Here is a 19,746-nt window from a genome sequence, read left to right on the forward strand (position 1 = left end):
AATCCAAATCGAAGTGACACTTCTCGATACATTGGCTTTCGGCTGAGGCCTCAATCCAATACTCGAAGTGACATGCTCGCTTTAAATGCTCATTTATACTGTTAAATTTTTTCGGTACTCCGAAAGCCATACCGAAAGATTCTGGTTTTTTCTGCTGAGGTTGTGGTAGGATTACAGATGGAGCTGCTTATGAAAACCAAACGCTTGTGTGTGTTTCCCAAAGATGTACAGTGTATCACCGGAAAGCGTGAACGCTATGGAAGGAGGTTGTTGGCGGATATCAGAGTATTTCTAAGAAAAGAACCGCATCAGTTTATAACAGTGTATGAGTTTGCTGCGTATTGCGGGTTGGATGTTGAGGATTTGTTTGCTTATTTAGAGTAGTGGGGGCAGGCTTATTGATTAGTTGGGGCTTAGAATAAGAAGCACGCGATGCAATCGCGCAACAACAAAGGCTAAGGGTAGGTGCTGTAATGGTATAAGAACCGCGAGAAGTAACGAGAACAGACTTTTATCCCGTTTCATTTAGTTTTTCAGGATCCTGCCTTGTATCAAAAACATTAGCGATTTCTATTCGTTTAAAATCGTAATTGATCCAATAAATTATCTTTTAATTTTTAAATACCACGTATCTAAATTCTTGTTTACGGTGTGTTAAGTTAATTTCTATTGGTCCAATTTCTGGCTGATCCCCAATTCCGATAGTGGTATCAATAATACCATTAACTAAATTTGCGGCAATCTTTTGGTTTGCCTTTACTGCGTAGTAGCCAAAGATATCTTCAAGCTTATTTTCAGCTAACGCTAACCAGTAAATCTCTAACCCCATTTTTGGATTTTAGCCTTTAAATCAGAAGCCTTTATCATTCGTCCATTTTTAGAATCTTCCATTGCCTGATCAATTTCTGAATTATAGTCCTCCATGGTCATTGGTTTGAAGTTTTTATCAATTAATTCAGCTTTTCTTTTGCGCATTAATTTTTCAAGCCCACTAAGGATTTCTTCATTTTGGAGTCTTAAAAACTCTTGAACAAATGCTATTTTTCTTGCTTCTAAATCCATGTACTTGGTCTTTTATTCAAATATACGAAATTATCAATTTCGGATATTTAAGACTTATAGAATTTTATCGGAACTCCTAAGGGGCTACCGAAAGGTGGTCGTTTTTTCTGTGGAGTTTTGTGAAAACATGGTTTATGAAACGAAGAGATCCTCACTAGGAATCGCATTTATGTGATTTCTTGATGTATTAAACCCTTTTTTCGGATTTAGGTCTGAAGGAAGGGTTTTTTTTGGCGCCGCCAAAGGGGGGAATACGCCGAGGCTTGCCCTGAGGTAGTTTACTCACTTGACTTTTATTTCACAGCAGCTCTCGAATCTCCTGTCGTCGATTGGAGTAATACTACTTACAATCAATGATCTTTACTTTTCTTTACTCGCGTGATTATTATTTCACGGGTGCTCGTGAACCTCGTATCCTCGGTTTATCGAGAAGTCTTTTAAGTTAGGGAGTTTATTGTTAACCAGGCTTCTCGATACATTGGCTTTCGGCTGAGGCCTCAATCCAATACTCGAAGTGACATGCTTGCTTTAAATGCTCATTTAAACTGTTAAATTTTTTCGGTACTCCGAAAGCCATACCGAAAGATTCTGGTTTTTTCTAAGGAGGTTTGTGGTAGGATTACAGCTTGAACTGCTTATGAAAACCCGACGCTTGTGTGTGTTTCCCAAAGATGTACAGTGTATTCACCGGTAAGCGTGAACGCTATGGACGGAGGTTGTTGACAGATATCAGAGTATTTCTAAAAAAAGAACCGCATCAGTTTATAACAGTGTATGAGTTTGCTGCGTATTGCAGCTTGGATGTTGAGGATTTGTATGCTTATTTAGATTAGTGGTGGCCAGTTTATATAGTATTTGGGCTTAGAATAAAAAGCACGAGATGCAATCGCGCGCAAACCGGTGCAATGCAATCGCGCACAAACCGGGCAAAAGTTGTAGTTAATCTGTACAGAAAGAATTCTACATTTTTCACTCCTCTAAACAGAGCCCTAAACACTTTTTTTTAATATTCAAAAAAACTATTGACTACTCATTCGGTAGGCTTACTTTTTTAAGCTTTGTAGGTTTACTTATGTATGCACCACTAGTTATAGAGTAGTGGGAGCAAGGAGATCAAAGTTCTTTTAATCTGATTTGTATCAATGCATTTCCTTCTAAACTAGGAAACTAGAAAATCTATTGTCCCAAATATTTAACGGCTATAGTTTTGTTTATTTTCCTAGTAATCAGCGCGAAAATTATGCAACAACTTAATGTTAAGGTAATCAAAAAAAATTGATAAAGTAGTGCATTATCTTTAAGTATTGGTAATAATTTATTCATTACAGGTTTTATCAGCATCATAAAAAAAATGTGAGAAAGGAAAATACCAAAAGAAATTTCACCAATATATGCCAACAATTTTCTTTTAGAAAAATTCCTGTTTGCATTTTTAAATGCAAATAAAATTACAAAGGTTGAATATACAAATGAACTAAATTTTACAGCTGTAACACTATAACCAATATCATTAAAGTGATCATATAAAATATATGTCTCAATAATAGAAAGTACTAAACCTGAAATGAGTAGAAGTATTAAGGCTCTGTTATTTAATTTTATAGTATTGTTTCTCAAATAGATCCCAAGCACAAAAAAGATTAACCAACTCGGTGCAGAGCCAGTAACAAAAATAGGTAGGCTGATTTCTGTGAAGTATTTAAAGCAAAAAATCAAAAAGCAACTTAGCCCGCTAATCAAAGCAGCTATTACTAATCCTTTGCTTGTTCCTAATTTTTGTAAAAGTGGTAAAAGTAGGTAATACTCAATTATCAGTAGGATAAAGTAAAATGGCACAGAAGAAGAAAAAGTAACTAGACGATAGATTAAACTTAATAGGGGAGTTCCTCTAAGATATGCTATTCCAAGATAGACTACGCTCCATAATAAATAGGGGATCAATACTCGTGGTACCTGTTTCTTTATAAATTGCAAATAAGATTTTTTGGAATCCACTTTTTTATTCGCTAAGAAAAATCCGGAAATCGCAATAAACAGAGGTACGGCAAAATTGATAAGTTGCCTCCATATAACAGTTATGTTAAAGTTTAGACTTGAATTATCAAAAGTATATCCTATCCCTGTTGAGTGAATACTTATTACGGCGATGATGGCTAATCCTCTGAGTAAATCGTAGTAAATAATCCTGTCTTTCATACAGTTGTAATTTGATCTATCGCATTAGCATTGTCTAAAGAATTACAATACAAAAAAATAGTTTAGGCTTTAAAATTATTTGGAGTATCGTCAATATTTAATAGAAACTGTGGATAAGTTTTTTTGAGTTTTCATACTTAATAAGTCTTAGACTAGCAAGAGCTGAGGTCAGACGGTTAAGGCTACGTATCAATTTTACTAATAGTTATAATTGAATGACGGGGATAATCCTCTTTTCAAATCCATAAAAGGTTGATTCAGATCCAGTGGTCATGTTTTTAGTGACATAATTAGGATTTCTCCCATTCTCGTCAGTCCCGTTGTGCGAAAAGGTTGACGACCAATAATCTTCATTCGTGAATTCTAAAAGAACCTCACTTCTGTACTTAAAAATAATCCTCAACTCATCTATTGTAGGAAGATGCCAGTCAATAAAATTCCCTATGACTAAATTATTGCAAAAATCTATTGCATTGATATGATTGTATTTTTCTCTAAAATAATTTAGGATGTAAAAATTGGTGCCAGAAATTTCAATAATAATGTTTTCTGTTTGTAAATCTTCCTTAGAGACTCCAAGATTTATTAGGGTCAATGAAGAAACATTTGCTTCAACAATTTGAATTAAGGGGACTTTTTCGTCAATGAGATTTTGAACGGTAACCCCAGTTTGTAATAACTGTTCAACGGTAATATTTGAATTTAGTAGTTGTTGTATAGTAATTTCTGAGTTAAGTAACTGAGATATTGTCACTCCAGCTGTAACCAACTCTTGAACGGTTATTCCTTCCTCTAAGAGATTTTGAATAGTAATCCCGGCTTGTAATAATTGTTCAACGTTAATATTTGAAGCTATTAATTGCGATATTGTAATTCCTGCATTACGTAAGTCAGATATGGTCACCCCAGCTGTAATTAGTTCTGTTACGGTTACTCCTGCTTCAAAAAGGTTTTGCACGGTAACCCCGGCTTGTATTAATTGATCAATGCTAACATTTGAAGTTATCAGTTGCTCTATGGTAATTCCGGCATCCACTAGTTGTGTTATGGTTAATTCGGTTGCTACTAGTTCGGTGACTGATACTTCTGCGCCTAGGAGATCTTGAATGGAGATCTCAGCTTGCAATAATTGTTCAACGGTAATATTTGAGGCTATCAGTTGCTGAATAGTAATTCCTGAGTCAAGTAATTGTTGAATTGTAACTTTAGCTGCAACTAGTTCTATAATGCTAAATTCTGCGTCTATAAGGTTTTGAACGGTAACACCAGCGTTTAGTAACCGCTCAACGCTCACATTAGCGTCTGATAATTCTTGAATAGTGTATTCATTTAATAACGTTTCAATCTCGACACCTTCATTTAGTAATTGTATCAGAGTGAAATTGTCTCCAATATTTATTGTAATTTCTTTATAAATTGAATCAACGCCATTAGAAAGAGTCCAACGGACTTGGTGATCTTCAAATAAGTTTGCTGAAAATGATGTAATTGGATCTGTAGCATCAATGAAATTGCCATTTGTGCCACTTTCCAGAGACCAAAAACCGGTTAGGTCGTTATTTGGTTCGGTTGCTCTTAACAATACACTACTATCATCAATGTCGTAATTTAATATAGTTATAACAACGTTCTCTGGAAGTGAAGGAGGAGCGTCATCTTTGCTACAGCTACAAACTGATAGGATGATAATTGTGGAGAGTAATAAAATTTTCTTCATTTTTAATATTTGGAAATCGAGATTAGGATTAAAAGTACTTATTATGCTTTAAAAGTAGTTGAAGTGACTACGCTATCCAACAAAAAACATCACATAAGTCTTTATTATTTTGAAATAAAACATTATATATGTTCAGAGTATACTTCTAAACCACTAATTTTTCAAACTTACAAGTCTGAGACTAGAGAGAACTTTAGATTAGAACACTTCACATAGCCTATTTAAATCAACTAGCACCGGAATTAAAGGGCTATGCCTATGCCAGTTTCTCGTTTGAAGAGAAAGGAAACACGGCTAAAAAGATTTATAATTTAGTTAGTGGGGGATTCAATAAAGAGAAACCACAACCCGTATCGTTCACTACCCCAAAAGGAACGATCAAGTTTGAATATGGCTTATCAGAAACAGACTCTGTTTGGGTACGCTTAGCACAATACTATGTAAACAATAGGTTAGAAGCCTACTCTGTATATTTAACACCCATGCATTTGAAACAACTCTTAGAGCAGTAATTTACTTTTTATGAGTAAGCTAAGTCTTTATGATTTTAAAATCTTATCAGACCACGAGCAGTATGATGTGGTTTTTAGTGAAGGTACATTTATAGATGCTCTAATTGAAGAAAACACACGCTATGCGCTCTATGCTGTGGACTTATTTTTTGTAGAAATTGAATACGATGTGGCTAGGAATAAAATTGTTGGAAAAACCAGCTTTGTAACAGGAGAGAAACTTAATAGGTATTCTAAGTTTATTTAATCTTAAGGTCAGGATTTCTTTTCTCAATTCTGGCGAAGAACTCAGATACTGGAATTTTGTATGTTTTACATAACTCGAATAGTGTACTGATTTTCATATTACCTCCTGTAGTTTCTAATCTTCCAATATGAAAATTGTGCTTAATATCATCAAAAATATCTCCTGCAACATCACCTTGAGTACGTCCATCCTCCTTGCGGATATCTTTCAATAGATCATAAACAGCTTCTACTAATTTCTCGTTTATGTATTGTTCCTTTGACATATTTTCAAAGGGATAGAAAATTTATCCTAAAGACAATGACGTATTTGTCATTTTTTGTTATATTTGAACATAGTAATATATTTGCGAAACTTCTTGATTTAAAATACATGAAGCATTCGCTTTGAATCTCGCCTTTTAAAACTGGTAATTTTATGCAACGAGATGATAAGTGTAAATGCTCACGACCGCGGCGTGAGCTTACTTGTTGTTGCATGGTAATACCAGTACCTTAAAGGCATAAGTAAGTTTTCACGCCCTTTTTTGTGTTAAGGCTTTTCATAATCTTCAACTTACTTTTTCAAAGTCGTGTACTTCGTTTTATAAAGCTTCGCACCCCTAAACCCCTAAAATTTTAAGGCCATAATGGCCGCCAACTCGTATGAGTTGTAGTTAACTAACGGTTAAAGTAGTATGCCTATGTATATCGCAACGTGTCTACGGGTACACGTTAGAATCCGCTAAAATCACCCGTGGGTTATCAATTGTTCCCCTACGAGCAGTTGGTAGTTGGGTTGGGGGCTGCTTGCATTGCACTGCAAGCGGCATGGGCTTATGCCAGTACGGTTTAAGCACACTGGTGAATTAGCGAAGGTTTTATAAGATGTTCTGTTCATTTTCTTGAGCTTGAGAGGTTCTATTAGGCTTTCTGTTCATTTTCTTTACTCTAAGAGACTCCTACGTCGTTTTAAGACTAAAGGTTCTCTTGGAACAGTGCATTCCTCTCCCTACGGTCGTCGGATGCAGAAAAGAAACGACGCCTTTTGGATAGGTATTTTTTGCTACCGCAAAAACCGCAAGCGCATCCCTAAATTTCTTCCAAGGCTTCAGAAATTTTTAACGGGATACCCTTGCTATACTGACCAAAAGGAATCTAAAGAATCATAATTCTTGATCCGAAAGCTACTAGCAGTAAGAATCAAACTCCCTTCTCCTTGGGAGAAGGGTTGGGGATGAGGATTACGGGAACTTCCTGCTATACTGAGAAAAAGAAAGTTTAAGAATCAAATTTTAGAACATTTTTATAAAGCACTTGAATTAGCCAAAAAAAGAAGAGCTGGCAGACCTTAGAGTTTGTGAAAAAGAGAAGCTTGTAAGCTCAAAAACCTTCCCCTGCGAGTGGAATCAGTGGGGAAGGCGTGAGCTTAATAAAACGATTGTTTTACTTATTAACACGACGAAGATATGAAAAATAAGACTACGCGCCTTACGGGGGTTGCGTGGATACTTGTTACCTTATTTTGGGCAACAGGAAATCTACTTTGGGCAGCAATGCCTCAACAAACAATACGCGGTACCGTTACCGATACGCAGCAAAATCCCATCCCGGGTGTGAGCATCCGCCTGCTCAACAGCAACACGGGCACCCAAACGGATCTACAAGGGGTATTTAACATTCAAGCACTACCTACTGATACCTTAAGCATCAGTTACCTTGGTTTTAAAACCTTGACCCTGCCGGTGGGGAATCAAACTGCATTTACCATCCAATTGCAACAAGACATCACCGATCTGGGCGAGGTCACTATTAATGCCGGGTATTACAACACCACCCGCCGGGAGCAGACGGGGAGTATCGCACGGGTCACCGCCGAGGAGATCGAGCGGCAGCCGGTGACCAATCCCTTAGCGGCCTTGCAGGGCCGGATGGCGGGAGTTTCTATCGTACAGCGCAGCGGCGTACCGGGTAATGCACCTGCGATTCAAATCCGCGGGCAGAACAGTCTGCGTAATAGTTTTGGTGACTCAGGCAACCTGCCCTTGTATATCATTGACGGGGTGCCCATAGACAGCGCCCCGCTTAATAGCTTTAGCGGGCTTACCAATGCCAATACAGGAGGGATAGATCCACTCAATACCTTAAACCCTGCCAATATTGAAAGCATCGAAGTTTTGAAAGATGCCGATGCTACGGCGATCTACGGTTCGCGTGGTGCCAATGGGGTCATCCTGATCACGACCAAAAGGGGTACAGGAGGGAAGCAAAAGATCCGGTTTAACGCGCAGGTCTATACCGGGGCCGGTGTGGTACCCCGCAAACTGGATTTGATTACAACAGCAGACTACATCAGCCTGCGGCAGGAAGCCTTTGCCAATGACGGAGCAACCCCTACGGAATCAAATGCCCCTGATTTGCTTTTATGGGACCCGGATCGCTATACCGACTGGCAGGAAACCCTCTTTGGTGGTACTGCTGAAACCACCGGGGTCAATCTGGGCGTTAGTGGTGGGAGTGCACTAACGTATTATAACCTGGGCGTGGGCTATCAACGGGAGACTTCGGTCTTTCCGGGTGATTTTAAGTATACCAAGCTTACCGCTAACCTCAGTCTCAACCACCGCAGTAGCGATGAGCGTTTTAGGTTTCAGTTGAGCACTTCCTTTGGCAGTGACCGCAACCGGCAGTTTGACGGGAGCGGCTTTGTGAGTAGTGCACTTACTTTAGCCCCTAACGCGCCGGCATTATATTCCGATGACGGGGAGTTAAACTGGGAAGATTCCAGTTGGAGTAATCCACTTGCCACTTTGTACCGGGAGAGTGAAGCCCGGGTGCAGCAGCTCATCAGTAACCTGAGTCTGAGCTATGCCATCACCCCTGAATTGGAAGCGCGACTGAGTGCAGGCTATACCCTGCTTAGCAGTGAAGAGCTCACCGAGCAACCCATCCAGTTTTATGATCCGGCATTTTGGGGTAATATTCGAACGCGCTCCCTGCATCTAACGGCCGGTCGCCAATCATGGATTGCAGAGCCGCAACTCAATTACCGCAATACCTGGGGGAAGTTTAATCTGTATGCTCTGTTAGGAAGCACTTTTCAGCATCGGCAAAACACAGGGCTGAGCATCATAGGGACCGGTTATCCAAATGATCAGTTACTGGGTAACCTGGCGGCAGCAGAGCAATTGACAGCCACGGGTAATAGTATTCAGGAATATGCCTATGCCGCAGCTTTTGGACGTATCGGCCTCCATTACGCTCGTAAATACTATCTCAATCTAACCGGGCGTAGGGACGGCAGCAGCCGGTTTGGTCCGTCACGGCGTTTTGCCAGTTTTGGGGCCGTAGGCGGGGCGTGGATCCTGAGTGAAGAACGCTGGATGCAAGGTCTAAAGACCTTTTTATCCTTTACCAAATTACGCGGGAGTTATGGTTCAGCCGGAAGCGATCAGATAGGGGATTACGGCTATCTGGATACCTACTCAGCCACCCCCGGCGGGGGCGGTTTGTATCCCACCCAACTGACGAACCCGATTTATTCGTGGGAGCGCAACCGCAAACTGGAACTGGCCTTAGAACTGGGTTTCCTGAATGACCAATTACGGCTGAATACCAGTTGGTACCGCAACCGTTCTTCCAATCAGCTTGTGGGCTATAACCTGCCGGCCATCACCGGGTTTACCAGTGTACAGGCCAATCTGGATGCCACGGTGGAGAACACCGGCTGGGAGTTTGAAGCCTCTACTCATTTGAATTCAGGCCGCTTTAACTGGCAGGCCTCGCTGAATGTGAGCATTCCTCAAAACCGACTGGTGTCCTTTCCCGGCCTTGAAGAAAGTTCGTATGCGGTTATGTATCGTGTAGGGGAGCCGCTCAACATACAGCGGCTTTACCGGTTTACGGGAGTAGACCCCGAGACCGGATTGTATACCATTGAAGATGTAAACGAAGACGGGGTATACAACTTTGATGATCGGGTGGTGGCTAAAGATTTAACCCGTAAGCTCTTTGGGGGCTTTCGCAATCAGTTTACGTATGGGCGGGTGAGTCTGGATTTTTTATGGGAGTTTGTCGTACAGGACGGGCAGGAATTCTATACCACAACTCCTCCCGGCAGACTGGGTCCCATCCTGCAGGAAGATTACGACCGACGCTGGCAAAACCTAGGGGATGAGGCTGGAGTTCAAAAAGCATCACAGGGTATAGCAGCGCTCATTGCTAATTCCAGATTTCGTAGCAGTGACGGCATTTATACCAATACTTCTTTTTTACGACTGCGTACGCTGGGGCTTAGTTATGAGCTTCCCGCTGAATCCCTGGGGATAAACTCGTGCATTTTATTTCTACAGGGGCAGAACCTGTTAACCCTGACCGCGTATCGAGGCTTAGACCCCCAGTCCCCCGGAACCACCTTACCCGCTTTACGCATGCTGACTGCGGGGCTTAAACTTAATTTTTAATCTGTTATGAAAAATTCTATAAATCAATATATAAACCTGCTATGCTTACCGGTGCTGTTGTTGCTTGGCGCCTGTGAGCCTTTTGTGGAGGTAGACGTACCCAATGACCGCATCACCAGTGAGACGGTTTTTAGCGATGATGCCACCGCCCGCGAGGCGATGGACGGGGTGTATATCCAATTGTTTAACACCGCCTTTGCAGCAGGGGGGAACCAGAGTGTCAGTTTTCTGGGCGGGCTCTCTGCTGATACCTATACGGTAACCAATGCGGTACCCGAGATGGAAGCTTTTGCAGCGCATCAACCGGAAGCTACAAACAGCCTGAATCTGGCCTTATGGTCCGGCGCTTACAACACGATTTATATGTGTAATGCGATTTTGGAGGGGGTTACCGATAACAGCAGCTTAAGTCCGGAAACCCGTGCTGCTTTGGAAGGCGAATCCCGATTTATACGGGCGTTTACCTATTTCTATCTGACCAACCTTTATGGGGAGGTACCCCTTATTACCCAAACGGATTATACCGTGAATGCCTTAAAAGCCCGAAGTCCACAGACTGAGGTCTATGCTCTGATTCTCGAAGATTTAAATGGAGCTGTCGAATTGCTGCAAAGCGGCTATTCCGATAATGAACGTACCCGGGCGAATCGCTTTACAGCTATGGGCTTACTGGCACGGGTGCATCTGTATCTGGGAGACTGGGAGCAGGCGGAGGCCTACAGCAGTGAAGTCCTGGCCGCTACTGATCTGTATGAGTTGCCTAATGATTTAAATACTGTGTTTTTAGCCAACAGTCCGGAGGCACTCTGGCAGGTATCGCCGGAAGGCTGGGGAGGCACCTTTACCCATACCCGCGATGGCAATCTGCTGATCCGCATAAGTGCATCAGGAAGCCCGGTCAGTCTAAGTGAGGGGCTACTTGAAAATTACGAAGTAGATGATCTGCGGCAGCAAGTTTGGATTGACAGTTTTAGCAGTACTGCTGAAACCTATTACTATCCCTATAAATACAGGATACGCTATGATGCCAGTGGTGGGGCTTATACCGAATATTCCATGCTGATGCGCCTGGGGGAGCAGTATCTGATACGTGCAGAAGCCCGTACCCAGCAGGGGAAACTGGAAGTGGCGGTAACCGACCTGAATGCCATCCGGGAGCGTGCCGGCCTCGAACCTTTGGTTTATACCTCGGCATTTACCCAGGAACAGCTTTTAGAGGAGGTGATGCAGCAGCGCTATCACGAACTTTTTAGCGAATGGGGGCATCGCTGGCTGGATTTAAAACGTACCGGCCAGGCGCTGGAAGTACTGGGAGGTCTACAGGAAACCGATTTGCTGTACCCCATCCCCGAAGCCGAATTATTAAAGAACCCTAATTTGACTCAAAATGCAGGCTATTAAACTTTTAAAACGAATGAATTTCTATAACCTGTTATGGATTTGTTTCCTTGTATACAGCCCTTTTGCATACGGGCAAACGAAAGCAGATGCGGTAGAAACCGGTATTCGTAGTGGAACTCTGGATAACGGCATGCGGTATATCATCCATTCCAAAGAAGCTTGGGAGGGTCAACGCGTATCTATGAATTTGTATGTTCAGGCAGGTTCTGCAATGGAGCAGGAAGGACAGACCGATATGGCTCACTTTATGGAGCATTTACCCTACGCAGTTTTACGTGATGAAGGTGAAGAAAATTATGAGATTGTGAGAGATGCAATACGCGTAAAAGACTTACACTTACAGGCTGCGACTTATAAAAAGGTGACCCCGTATTATTATAAGTTTAACCCTGAGTCTACATCACTTTATAAGAAAGGGCTGAATTTATTTAGTCGCTTGATAGGGGGTAATTTAGAGCCTGTGCCAGCTATTATAAAGTCGGAACAAGAGACTTTCTATCAAGAATACATTTATAGAAATGGTTCCGAACGATATACTAAAAAGCGCTTATTAAATATACTTTCAAAAGCTTTTTCAAGGGCCATACGCCCTAAAAACTATTATGAGCATATAAAAGGATTTGACTGGGATGCCGTATCCACCTTTTATAGGAACTGGTATCATCCACAGCGGGCCATCTTGGTGATGGTGGGGCCTATTACCGATCTGGATCATGCAGCGCAGGATATTGAAGCTTATTTTGGGAAGTTAAAGGCAACCCCGGCCCAAAAACTGGTTTATCCAAAAATGGAGTATTTGCAACGCCCCAACCAATTTATACAATTGGAGCATGGTGATATCGATGAACAGGAGCTCTCCGAAACTAAAATCGATTTATACTGGCGTAACCAGATACCTCCAAAAGCGGAACCTAAAGCCTTGCAGTACAAGTGGATGTACGAAATGCTGTATGAGCTTATTGGAGATCACCTGCGTCAAATACCTACGACCTATGACCTGAATTATACGCTGGGTATTGATAAATCTGGCGATCTGCCTGCACTGGGACTGAAACTAAAAACTTTTACGGGAAGGGAACGGGACGCTGTGGAGGAAGTAGCAGCCGCCCTTAATCAACTTAAAAAACAGGGGGTGGATGAGGCTGCTTATCAGAAATACCGGCAAAGGGAATTAAAGGCTATTGATCGAAGGGATACGAATACTTTGGGATCGGTATTGAGTATTTATGATCAACGAATGCTGGCAGAGGAATCTTTAGAATTTGATCAGTTCGCTTTAAAAAAGCACTGGTTAGCCGAACTTACACCTGCTAAGGTAAATACAGCGTTAAAAGACTTTTTAAAAGCCGGGCCTCAGGATATAGGGATTTTGGCCCCCAAAGGTGCCGCTGTATTAAACTTAAGTGAGGCTGAGTTCCGCAGTTGGTTGCAGCAATCTGAAGCTGATCGTATAAAAGCTAATCAGGTGCAGGAACCGAAGTTGATACCTGATTCCCTAATCGCCCGATTGCCTCGTGTTGCTTCTCAAGATTTGGGTACTGATGCTTTAGGAGGACAACTAATACAACTGGCTAATGGAGCGCGGGTCGTACTTTACCCTCAGGAGGGTGCTCCCTTAAAATTACACGGCTTTCGCACTGTAGGTGCAAGTAACCTGAATAAAGAGGACTTCGTAAAAGCCCATCTCGTACCCAAGTGGGTTCATAACTCCGGAGCGGGTTCCTATACCCATTTTGAAATGCAACGCATGCTTACCGATCTGGGAATGATTTACGGCAGGGCCTTGTATGTGAACCAGGGAGAATCCGGTATAAAACTGCAAGCCCCGGCAGAGCGTCTCGAAGCTTTGTTACAACTGGCTCATTTGTATTTGTCTGCAACCCGGGAAGGTCCTGCAGCTTTTGCCTACTGGAAGGAGGATGAATACCTTTTTTATAAAAGTCCACCTTACGGCAGGGAGGAACATGATTTAACGGTAATGAGTAAAAAAGTTCTCAATGAAGTAAATCCCGGATTAACAGCTGAGGAACGTTATAAGGCGGTACAGCAGTCTATTATGACCGAATTGAAGGAAATATATCAAAGCTTATTTCAACATCCTCAGGAGTTTTTGTTTCTGCTGAGTGGAGATTTTAAGGAAGCGGAAGTCATACCGCTTTTGGAGGCCTATTTGGGCAATTTGCCCATATCTGAAAATCAGGTAAAACGAGAAGAAAAAGTTGTAAGTTCTTTACCTAAAGGACCTTTAGAAAAGGTATATACGATTCCCGGTATACTGCCTTCAGACCTAAAGCTTAAAATTCAGTATACCTATCCAATAGTGCGCGAAGATTGGCAATCACAGGTAGATTTAAAATTAATGAGCCAAGTAATCGCTACCCGACTTAAGGAACTGCGCAATGTAAAAAAGAGAGGACTTTATTTAATGGGTACTGTAAGTTTTGTAGATCTAAAATCACAACGCGGCAATCTGGTAATAGTACTGCCTACCCTTAAAGGGATGGAAGATGTACTGATTAGTGATGTAGAGGAGCTAATAACGTGGTTTCAGGAGCATCCTGTTTCGGAACAGGAATTAAATAGTATAAAGAGTAATCTTTATACATCTAGTATTATCGGAAATTCCGTATCCGATAAGGCATACCGTTATTATAAATGGGAACTAGAAACTCCTAAACCCGAAGATGTTAAGGGCTATATAAATACAATTACGGCACAAGATGTACAATTGATGTTGCAACAAAAATTAGTGCGTGCTCATAGGTATATTTTTATGGGTCAGGGAACTGTAACACCACTGGAATAAATTAAAAGCCCCATAACAAAAGCTATGGGGCTTAGTTTCCTATCGAACTAATTAGTTCGACGGCGGTGTTCCCGGCAGTATATAAGTCTCTGATGAGACACTTTGCTTAACATCGGAAATTGTAATGTCAGTATATACCTCAAAAACCTGTTGATTAGGATCTTCCTCAAAACGTACCTTACAATCATTTCCGGTTCCCGTACACGGGTCGGAGCTTAATTGTGTAGGAGTACCATTCAGGTCAATCCATCCATTTGACTGGTTTGCGGTATTCGCAAAAGCCAGGCCTACTGCCAGCCCCAGTGTCATCACCGGGATCATTACTTTAGACTTTTTCATAATAAAAAGTATTAAAAGATTATGCCTACTCGAATTCGAAGGTTTTCGGCTCCCCCTTATCATCACGCGCATGATTCATTTTTTTACGAGTTGGGTTTGATGTATTTAAAACAACCCCAATAGGCCAGAGCGGTAACAACCAGATTGAATACCAGATGTTGCTGCCAGGTGAGGTTATTGATAATCCCCCCACAGGAGCAGGGCAGTTCCGGACTAAAACTGATCATCCCGGCTATGTATACCGTAAATAGGCTCATCAGTATTGCAGAACCCACTAACCCCAGCCGGCGTGTCCTAGATACGAGCAGCAGGGCTGCAAGGCTGTATTCTACAAGTGGAATGATCCATATCAGTAGCCGGGCCATCGGTTTTAGAAAGACTACCTGACTTAGCTGTATTTTAAACTGATCAAATTCTAAAAGTTTAGCCGTTGCGGCATAGACCCATAGCAGGATGAAGAAGCCACAGCCCCCATCTATAAACCCTCTTTTAAAGCTTTCTGTTTTTAATTTCATAACCTTGATTATCAGAGTCTAAAGATCGGAACACTTTTTAAAAGTCAGCTTGACTCAGAAGCCCAAATCCTTGCCTAAAAAGCCTTTTTTTAGCATTCCCGATAGGATATAGGAGTTTGATTGTATTGTTTTTTAAAACATCGGGAAAAATGAGCTTCACTACCAAAACCACATTTTTTGGAAATTTCTTTTACCATTAAATCTGTGGTTTGTAATAATAGGGCAGCCTGTTTTAAACGTTGCTGAAGGTGAAATTGATGAATGGTCATTCCAAAGGCCTTTTTAAATTCTGCCTTTATTTTAGTGGCATTGGTATGGTGCAGCAAACCAATTTCTTTAAGACTCGGTAAAGGTTTATTCAAATTACGCAAGCTGTACATGCGTAAATTCTTTAGCAAAACCCAATTTCTGGCACTTCGGGTTCTAACCGATTGGCGTTGCGTCTTTTGAGACCCGCTAAACTCTTTTAGATTTTTATGCTTAAAATCTTCATAGATTAATAAAGCATACCGGTGTTCTTGTATTAAAAGGCTTAGGCTACAATTTGATCTAAAAATCCGTTTATCTGCGGTATTAAAATCCAGAGGGAAGATTCTGGGATTCAGTTCTTGAGTTAAACTATTCAATTCTTCAGTTAATAAAGGAATAGAATACTCAGTCAAAAACGAATCAATGGATACTTCGATACCTTGAGGTGGTGGGGTATACCCTAAAATCTCCCAAAAGCAGGAAGAAAAATTAGTCAGTCTACCTTTTGAATCAAATATCAATACAACCGGCGCAGGTCTTATTAAGAAGTTGGCATAGCTTTCAAAATTAAAATAAGCAATCTCTTCACTCAACATATTTAAGTGTGTGCCCACTGTATCGATATGATCCAGGCGCGCTGAAGGTTTATACCGGAATTCAAAATTTCCCTCCGCAATTTCCGTGATTTGATTGAACAGTTGTTCAAACCGCTCCTCGTTAGTACGTTCCATACACTTATTTTTTTAAATTACTCTCCGGAATTCGCTTAAAAATGCGAGTGCCCGGTTTTCATCGTCAAAAATTTGTGTAGGGGGTTTTACGACCGTAGTGCGTAAATACATATTTAAGACTGATAGGCTATAATTATCCTTTACCAGAAAAGCCTGTGCTTTGGTGAGCAGCGACCCTGATATTGCCAGATAATCGCGGGCATCTTTAGTTGCCCCTTGAACTGCTCTTAGATCACAAAGAACAGGGTATTCTATACCATTTTGCAACTTCAGGCGCTGAAATACTACTTCTTCAGCTATAGGTAGATCAATACAGCGTATGGGGTTGTAGACAAAATATAAAATTCCGTCAGCAAGCCACATTTTTGCATATTTATCATCAATCGCCATCCTGCTAATAAATCTGGTGAAAAAGAACACATTTCATTCATTCCAGCATCGTTTCTATGCAAATACATTCAGATATTATGGAAGAATGAATTTTTAAATTTAATTAAAAAGATTTTGAAAGGAATTGACTGTAAAGCCCAAATGCTTGACTATAAAGCCCAAATTCGCATTCCACAGTAAGTATATTCCTGATTTATAGCTAGCTTGTAGTTTACATTTAAAAAAACGCTACATGGCACGAATCAAACACCACAATTTTCTGGATACCGTAGCTCAGGTAATCCCAGCAGCAAAAGCGGCTGGCATCGCTCATCTTCGTGCTGAAGATTCCAAATTCACGGGAAGGTACCTAAAGGTTAATGGAGGGATGTCCCAGCATTATCGCAAGACGGGATATTTGGAGGAGTTTCAATCCTACCGACAACTCTTGTACCAGATTATTCTTAGAGCCTGTAAACTTGGTATGAACCGGATTGATTTTGGCATAAGCACCAATTTTGAAAAGCGAAAGCTTGCAGCTGCTGTAATTCCTAAGCAGGCCTTTGTGCATACCGACGATAATTTTTTATTAGAATACTTAGAAATGATGAGAACCCGCAACTAAATGCAAGGAGCCATTCCAATAAGACGTGATTGATTGCCAACTAATTCACTACACCTGTTGAAAGTTCTACTCCCTCATTATTTATTAACCCGCCTAGTTAATAATACAATGTTTACTACCGAAATACATAATTTTCACCAACTGCTCCATACGCAGGTGCTGGGGCTTGTGGATCCCCTTAAAAAAGCCAATGCCGGGATAGAGATCGCCAATGATTCGCTTTCTAAATTAAAAGAAATCGTTGAACAGGAGGATTTTGAGAACGTTCCCGAAGAAATCGATTTTTTTAAACACATCAAGCCCTGTCCGATGAGTTACCTCATTTACTTCTCGGAGATGCGTTCTTGTGAATCGCGAAAACCCAAAGCCGGAGCAAGTTTTCAAATTCGCTTTTTTGAAAAAGAACTGCGTAAAATCAATAAGTTCTTCTACCGTAATAACGATTTTGTGCAGTATATGGAACAAGGGCATTCGTATATGGATCACCAACTCTTTACCCGCAATCATCGTAAAAACTTCCCTTTCACCCCTATGATTAACTATTATCAGTATCCGGAGTTTTCCAGCTCTCACGATATGCTTTGGGCTAAAATACAGGCGATGTATCGCCTGATCCACTACATCCGGGAAGCCTTGGAGGCTTTAAAGCCTGGAAGCGTAGATATCCTACACCCACAAAAACACCCTGTCTTGTTATGGTCGGGTTCTAAAACTGCTTTGGTTGAACTTATTTATGCTTTGTATGCTTCACAGTATTTAAACCACGGCTTGTCTGATCTGAGTACGGTGGTGGCTTCTTTTGAGGATTTTTTCAACATCAAACTGGATGGAATTTACAAGACCTACGGAGAGATCAAATCCCGAAAGGGGAGCAGGACTAAGTTTCTGGAAGAGCTGATCCTGAAGCTGGAATATAAGATGCGGCAGGATGATGTATAAATTATTGTTATTGCATTCATGTTTTTTTTAAGCACACGCGATGGGAATCGCACGGGAATTCTGTGATGAATAATTTTATTTCAAGGAAGCGCGATTGGAATCGCGCACCAACAGTGAGGGATTAAGTGTAGCTTTAGCTGTATTGAGAAGTTTTTTAAGTCCGAATGTTTTTAGTAAACCCTTCGGGTATGAGAAAGTAGAGGTTCTGTAGCATGTTTTGTTCATTTTCTTTACTCGCGTCATTCTTATTTTCTCGGGAGCTCGTGAATCTCCTAACGTCGATTTAGCTCAAGAGACTCCTACGTCGTTTTAAGACTAAAGGTTCTCTTGGAACAGTGCATTCCTCTCCCTGCGGTCGTCGGATGCAGAAAAGAAAAGAGTCTTTTTAATCTGTATTGGTTAAATGTTTTAATTGGTCAGATTGAATGTGCCTATAGTCATTGAGATGCATATCATGATCTGGTTCAGGCACATTTCTTAGGTATTTTTGCCCTAAGGGGCAAAACCGCAAAAAGTTCCCTAAATTTTCTCCAAGGCTTCAAAAATTTTTAACGGGAACTTCTTGCTATACTGAAGAAAAAGAAGGCTAAAGAATTATATTCTTAGTTCAGATCTTAGAAACGGCCTACAAGAAGGTATCGTCAAATTTGAAGAGAGCGAAACGTAGCAGGCGTTTCTGTTTGAGGCCCTTGGCCGAGTTAAGCGCATGCAGTGCAGTGAGCGAAAAATTTAGATACCGTCTTGTGAGCCTTGATTTTTTGGTTCTTTGGCATCAAGGCAAAAGAACAGGAAGATGAATAGAAGTTCTAGGATCTTTTCTTTATCTCGCGTCATTCTCATTTTTACGGATGCTCGTGAATCTCCTAAAGTCGGTTTGTCTTGTCCAAAGAAAAGTAACAAAAGAAAAGACACCCTCGCCTAGGAATTTTTCGCCTTAGGGGCGAAAACCGTCTTGTCAGCTCCGCGTCGCTACCGCTCCTGTCCTTCGGAGCTGCCTGCGCCTATTCTGAACCGAGGGAAGGGCATTCGTTTAACCCTTCAGGTATGAGAATTCTGAATTTAATGGTAAAACGGCCTATTTTTTATATCTGTAGTAAAACAAGCAAATACCGCAGTTGGGGCAGTGGAGGATGGCTTAGCGCAGCGGTTTGCCATCCGCAGGATAAGGGATTTGCGTAGTTTTCAAGGATGTAAAAATAAGCCTTGATCTTTTGGTTCTTTGGCATCAAGGCAAAAGAACAGGAACACGAATAGAAGTTATAGGTTCTATTCGTGTTCTTTACTTTTCTTTAGCTCGCGTGATTATTATTTCACGGGTGCTCGTGAACCTCGTGCCCTCGGTTTGTCTTCTCCAAAGAAAACAGAACCAAAAGAAAACAGCCCCTCGCTAAGGAATTTTTCGCTCGATAATCGAGATTAATTTTTCTTAAGCTGGTCTTGCTTCCTAGATTTAGTCCTTAAGCGATTATGTTACTCCTTGCAAAAGCCGTTTAACGGCCGAAAACCATCTTGTCCGTTCCGCGTAGCTATCGCTCCTGTCCTTCGGAGCTGCCTGCGCCTATTCTGAACCGAGGGAAGGGCATTCGTTTAACCCTTC

17 protein-coding genes are annotated in these 19,746 nt (G+C 41.3%); 8 read left to right on the forward strand and 9 right to left on the reverse strand.

From position 1 onward, the window contains the following. Window positions 1-189 precede the first annotated feature (189 nt). Window positions 190-384, forward strand: coding sequence for a hypothetical protein (locus BUB91_RS16610; RefSeq protein WP_073100422.1), 195 nt, complete (start codon window positions 190-192; stop codon window positions 382-384). Window positions 385-610: 226 nt separating this feature from the next. Here the strand turns inward: BUB91_RS16610 and BUB91_RS16615 are convergent, their stop codons facing one another. Beyond that, on the reverse strand, window positions 611-829 hold the full coding sequence (locus BUB91_RS16615) for a type II toxin-antitoxin system RelE/ParE family toxin (RefSeq protein WP_206635286.1): 219 nt from the start codon (window positions 827-829) through the stop codon (window positions 611-613). Next, entirely contained in the window at window positions 820-1,062 is a 243-nt protein-coding gene (locus BUB91_RS16620) for a hypothetical protein (RefSeq protein WP_073100402.1), read from the reverse strand. Before BUB91_RS16620 ends, BUB91_RS16615 begins: the two co-directional genes overlap by 10 nt. Window positions 1,063-1,733: 671 nt before the next feature. Between BUB91_RS16620 and BUB91_RS16625 the strand changes: the two genes are divergently transcribed. Then, window positions 1,734-1,895 carry a hypothetical protein gene (locus tag BUB91_RS16625; RefSeq protein WP_241652692.1) on the forward strand — a complete coding sequence of 54 codons (162 nt, stop codon included), beginning with the start codon at window positions 1,734-1,736 and terminating at the stop codon, window positions 1,893-1,895. A gap of 343 nt (window positions 1,896-2,238) precedes the next feature. On the opposite strand, the gene BUB91_RS16630 is transcribed toward BUB91_RS16625, so the two are convergent. Both BUB91_RS16630 and BUB91_RS16635 read right to left on the reverse strand, forming a co-directional pair. Then, on the reverse strand, window positions 2,239-3,258 hold the full coding sequence (locus tag BUB91_RS16630; RefSeq protein ID WP_073100403.1) for an acyltransferase: 1,020 nt from the start codon (window positions 3,256-3,258) through the stop codon (window positions 2,239-2,241). A gap of 205 nt (window positions 3,259-3,463) precedes the next feature. Then, window positions 3,464-4,975: a DUF1566 domain-containing protein gene (locus BUB91_RS16635; protein ID WP_073100404.1), complete on the reverse strand. Its 1,512-nt coding sequence runs from the start codon at window positions 4,973-4,975 to the stop codon at window positions 3,464-3,466. 522 nt (window positions 4,976-5,497) lie between these two features. Here BUB91_RS16635 and BUB91_RS16640 point away from each other — a divergent pair. Next, complete coding sequence (locus tag BUB91_RS16640; RefSeq protein ID WP_073100405.1) at window positions 5,498-5,734, forward strand: hypothetical protein; 237 nt, start codon at window positions 5,498-5,500, stop codon at window positions 5,732-5,734. On the opposite strand, the gene BUB91_RS16645 is transcribed toward BUB91_RS16640, so the two are convergent. Beyond that, window positions 5,727-5,999: a helix-turn-helix domain-containing protein gene (locus BUB91_RS16645; RefSeq protein WP_073100406.1), complete on the reverse strand. Its 273-nt coding sequence runs from the start codon at window positions 5,997-5,999 to the stop codon at window positions 5,727-5,729. The genes BUB91_RS16640 and BUB91_RS16645 overlap by 8 nt on opposite strands. Window positions 6,000-7,181: 1,182 nt before the next feature. On the opposite strand from BUB91_RS16645, the gene BUB91_RS16650 reads away from it, so the two are divergent. The 3 genes from BUB91_RS16650 to BUB91_RS16660 are packed head-to-tail and all read left to right on the forward strand — an operon-like array spanning window position 7,182 to window position 14,382. After that, the gene (locus BUB91_RS16650) at window positions 7,182-10,175 is read left to right on the forward strand and encodes a SusC/RagA family TonB-linked outer membrane protein (protein WP_073100407.1); all 2,994 of its coding nucleotides are present in this window, start codon (window positions 7,182-7,184) and stop codon (window positions 10,173-10,175) included. A 6-nt stretch (window positions 10,176-10,181) separates the two neighbouring features. Further along, complete coding sequence (locus BUB91_RS16655) at window positions 10,182-11,576, forward strand: RagB/SusD family nutrient uptake outer membrane protein (protein WP_073100408.1); 1,395 nt, start codon at window positions 10,182-10,184, stop codon at window positions 11,574-11,576. Between the two features lie 13 nt (window positions 11,577-11,589). Beyond that, window positions 11,590-14,382, forward strand: coding sequence for a M16 family metallopeptidase (locus tag BUB91_RS16660; RefSeq protein ID WP_164917892.1), 2,793 nt, complete (start codon window positions 11,590-11,592; stop codon window positions 14,380-14,382). A gap of 51 nt (window positions 14,383-14,433) precedes the next feature. Here the strand turns inward: BUB91_RS16660 and BUB91_RS16665 are convergent, their stop codons facing one another. The 4 genes from BUB91_RS16665 to BUB91_RS16680 form a co-directional block, all read right to left on the reverse strand. Then, window positions 14,434-14,721 carry a DUF6520 family protein gene (locus BUB91_RS16665; protein WP_128759411.1) on the reverse strand — a complete coding sequence of 96 codons (288 nt, stop codon included), beginning with the start codon at window positions 14,719-14,721 and terminating at the stop codon, window positions 14,434-14,436. An 83-nt stretch (window positions 14,722-14,804) separates the two neighbouring features. Further along, window positions 14,805-15,236, reverse strand: a complete 432-nt coding sequence (locus tag BUB91_RS16670) for a MauE/DoxX family redox-associated membrane protein (protein ID WP_073100411.1) — start codon at window positions 15,234-15,236, stop codon at window positions 14,805-14,807. A gap of 89 nt (window positions 15,237-15,325) precedes the next feature. Further along, window positions 15,326-16,216 (reverse strand): helix-turn-helix domain-containing protein, encoded by an 891-nt coding sequence (locus BUB91_RS16675; protein WP_073100412.1) that lies wholly within the window; start codon window positions 16,214-16,216, stop codon window positions 15,326-15,328. A gap of 12 nt (window positions 16,217-16,228) precedes the next feature. Next, window positions 16,229-16,606 (reverse strand): DUF7793 family protein, encoded by a 378-nt coding sequence (locus tag BUB91_RS16680; RefSeq protein WP_073100413.1) that lies wholly within the window; start codon window positions 16,604-16,606, stop codon window positions 16,229-16,231. Window positions 16,607-16,838: 232 nt separating this feature from the next. On the opposite strand from BUB91_RS16680, the gene BUB91_RS16685 reads away from it, so the two are divergent. Together BUB91_RS16685 and BUB91_RS16690 are read left to right on the forward strand one after the other, a co-directional pair. Continuing rightward, window positions 16,839-17,210 carry a GNAT family N-acetyltransferase gene (locus tag BUB91_RS16685; protein WP_073100414.1) on the forward strand — a complete coding sequence of 124 codons (372 nt, stop codon included), beginning with the start codon at window positions 16,839-16,841 and terminating at the stop codon, window positions 17,208-17,210. A 108-nt stretch (window positions 17,211-17,318) separates the two neighbouring features. After that, the gene (locus BUB91_RS16690; RefSeq protein WP_073100415.1) at window positions 17,319-18,149 is read left to right on the forward strand and encodes an RteC domain-containing protein; all 831 of its coding nucleotides are present in this window, start codon (window positions 17,319-17,321) and stop codon (window positions 18,147-18,149) included. Window positions 18,150-19,746: the final 1,597 nt, after the last annotated feature.

Origin of the sequence: Leeuwenhoekiella marinoflava DSM 3653, assembly GCF_900129005.1 — a bacterium.
In the GTDB taxonomy this organism is placed as follows: Bacteria; Bacteroidota; Bacteroidia; order Flavobacteriales; family Flavobacteriaceae; genus Leeuwenhoekiella; species Leeuwenhoekiella marinoflava.

Bases quoted from the DNA above. Each gene is read 5' to 3' on its own strand.
- BUB91_RS16610 (WP_073100422.1), top strand. From the start codon at position 190: ATGAAAACCAAACGCTTGTGTGTGTTTCCCAAAGATGTACAGTGTATC.
- BUB91_RS16615 (WP_206635286.1), bottom strand. From the start codon at position 829: ATGGGGTTAGAGATTTACTGGTTAGCGTTAGCTGAAAATAAGCTTGAA.
- BUB91_RS16620 (WP_073100402.1), bottom strand. From the start codon at position 1,062: ATGGATTTAGAAGCAAGAAAAATAGCATTTGTTCAAGAGTTTTTAAGA.
- BUB91_RS16625 (WP_241652692.1), top strand. From the start codon at position 1,734: ATGTACAGTGTATTCACCGGTAAGCGTGAACGCTATGGACGGAGGTTG.
- BUB91_RS16630 (WP_073100403.1), bottom strand. From the start codon at position 3,258: ATGAAAGACAGGATTATTTACTACGATTTACTCAGAGGATTAGCCATC.
- BUB91_RS16635 (WP_073100404.1), bottom strand. From the start codon at position 4,975: ATGAAGAAAATTTTATTACTCTCCACAATTATCATCCTATCAGTTTGT.
- BUB91_RS16640 (WP_073100405.1), top strand. From the start codon at position 5,498: ATGAGTAAGCTAAGTCTTTATGATTTTAAAATCTTATCAGACCACGAG.
- BUB91_RS16645 (WP_073100406.1), bottom strand. From the start codon at position 5,999: ATGTCAAAGGAACAATACATAAACGAGAAATTAGTAGAAGCTGTTTAT.
- BUB91_RS16650 (WP_073100407.1), top strand. From the start codon at position 7,182: ATGAAAAATAAGACTACGCGCCTTACGGGGGTTGCGTGGATACTTGTT.
- BUB91_RS16655 (WP_073100408.1), top strand. From the start codon at position 10,182: ATGAAAAATTCTATAAATCAATATATAAACCTGCTATGCTTACCGGTG.
- BUB91_RS16660 (WP_164917892.1), top strand. From the start codon at position 11,590: ATGAATTTCTATAACCTGTTATGGATTTGTTTCCTTGTATACAGCCCT.
- BUB91_RS16665 (WP_128759411.1), bottom strand. From the start codon at position 14,721: ATGAAAAAGTCTAAAGTAATGATCCCGGTGATGACACTGGGGCTGGCA.
- BUB91_RS16670 (WP_073100411.1), bottom strand. From the start codon at position 15,236: ATGAAATTAAAAACAGAAAGCTTTAAAAGAGGGTTTATAGATGGGGGC.
- BUB91_RS16675 (WP_073100412.1), bottom strand. From the start codon at position 16,216: ATGGAACGTACTAACGAGGAGCGGTTTGAACAACTGTTCAATCAAATC.
- BUB91_RS16680 (WP_073100413.1), bottom strand. From the start codon at position 16,606: ATGGCGATTGATGATAAATATGCAAAAATGTGGCTTGCTGACGGAATT.
- BUB91_RS16685 (WP_073100414.1), top strand. From the start codon at position 16,839: ATGGCACGAATCAAACACCACAATTTTCTGGATACCGTAGCTCAGGTA.
- BUB91_RS16690 (WP_073100415.1), top strand. From the start codon at position 17,319: ATGTTTACTACCGAAATACATAATTTTCACCAACTGCTCCATACGCAG.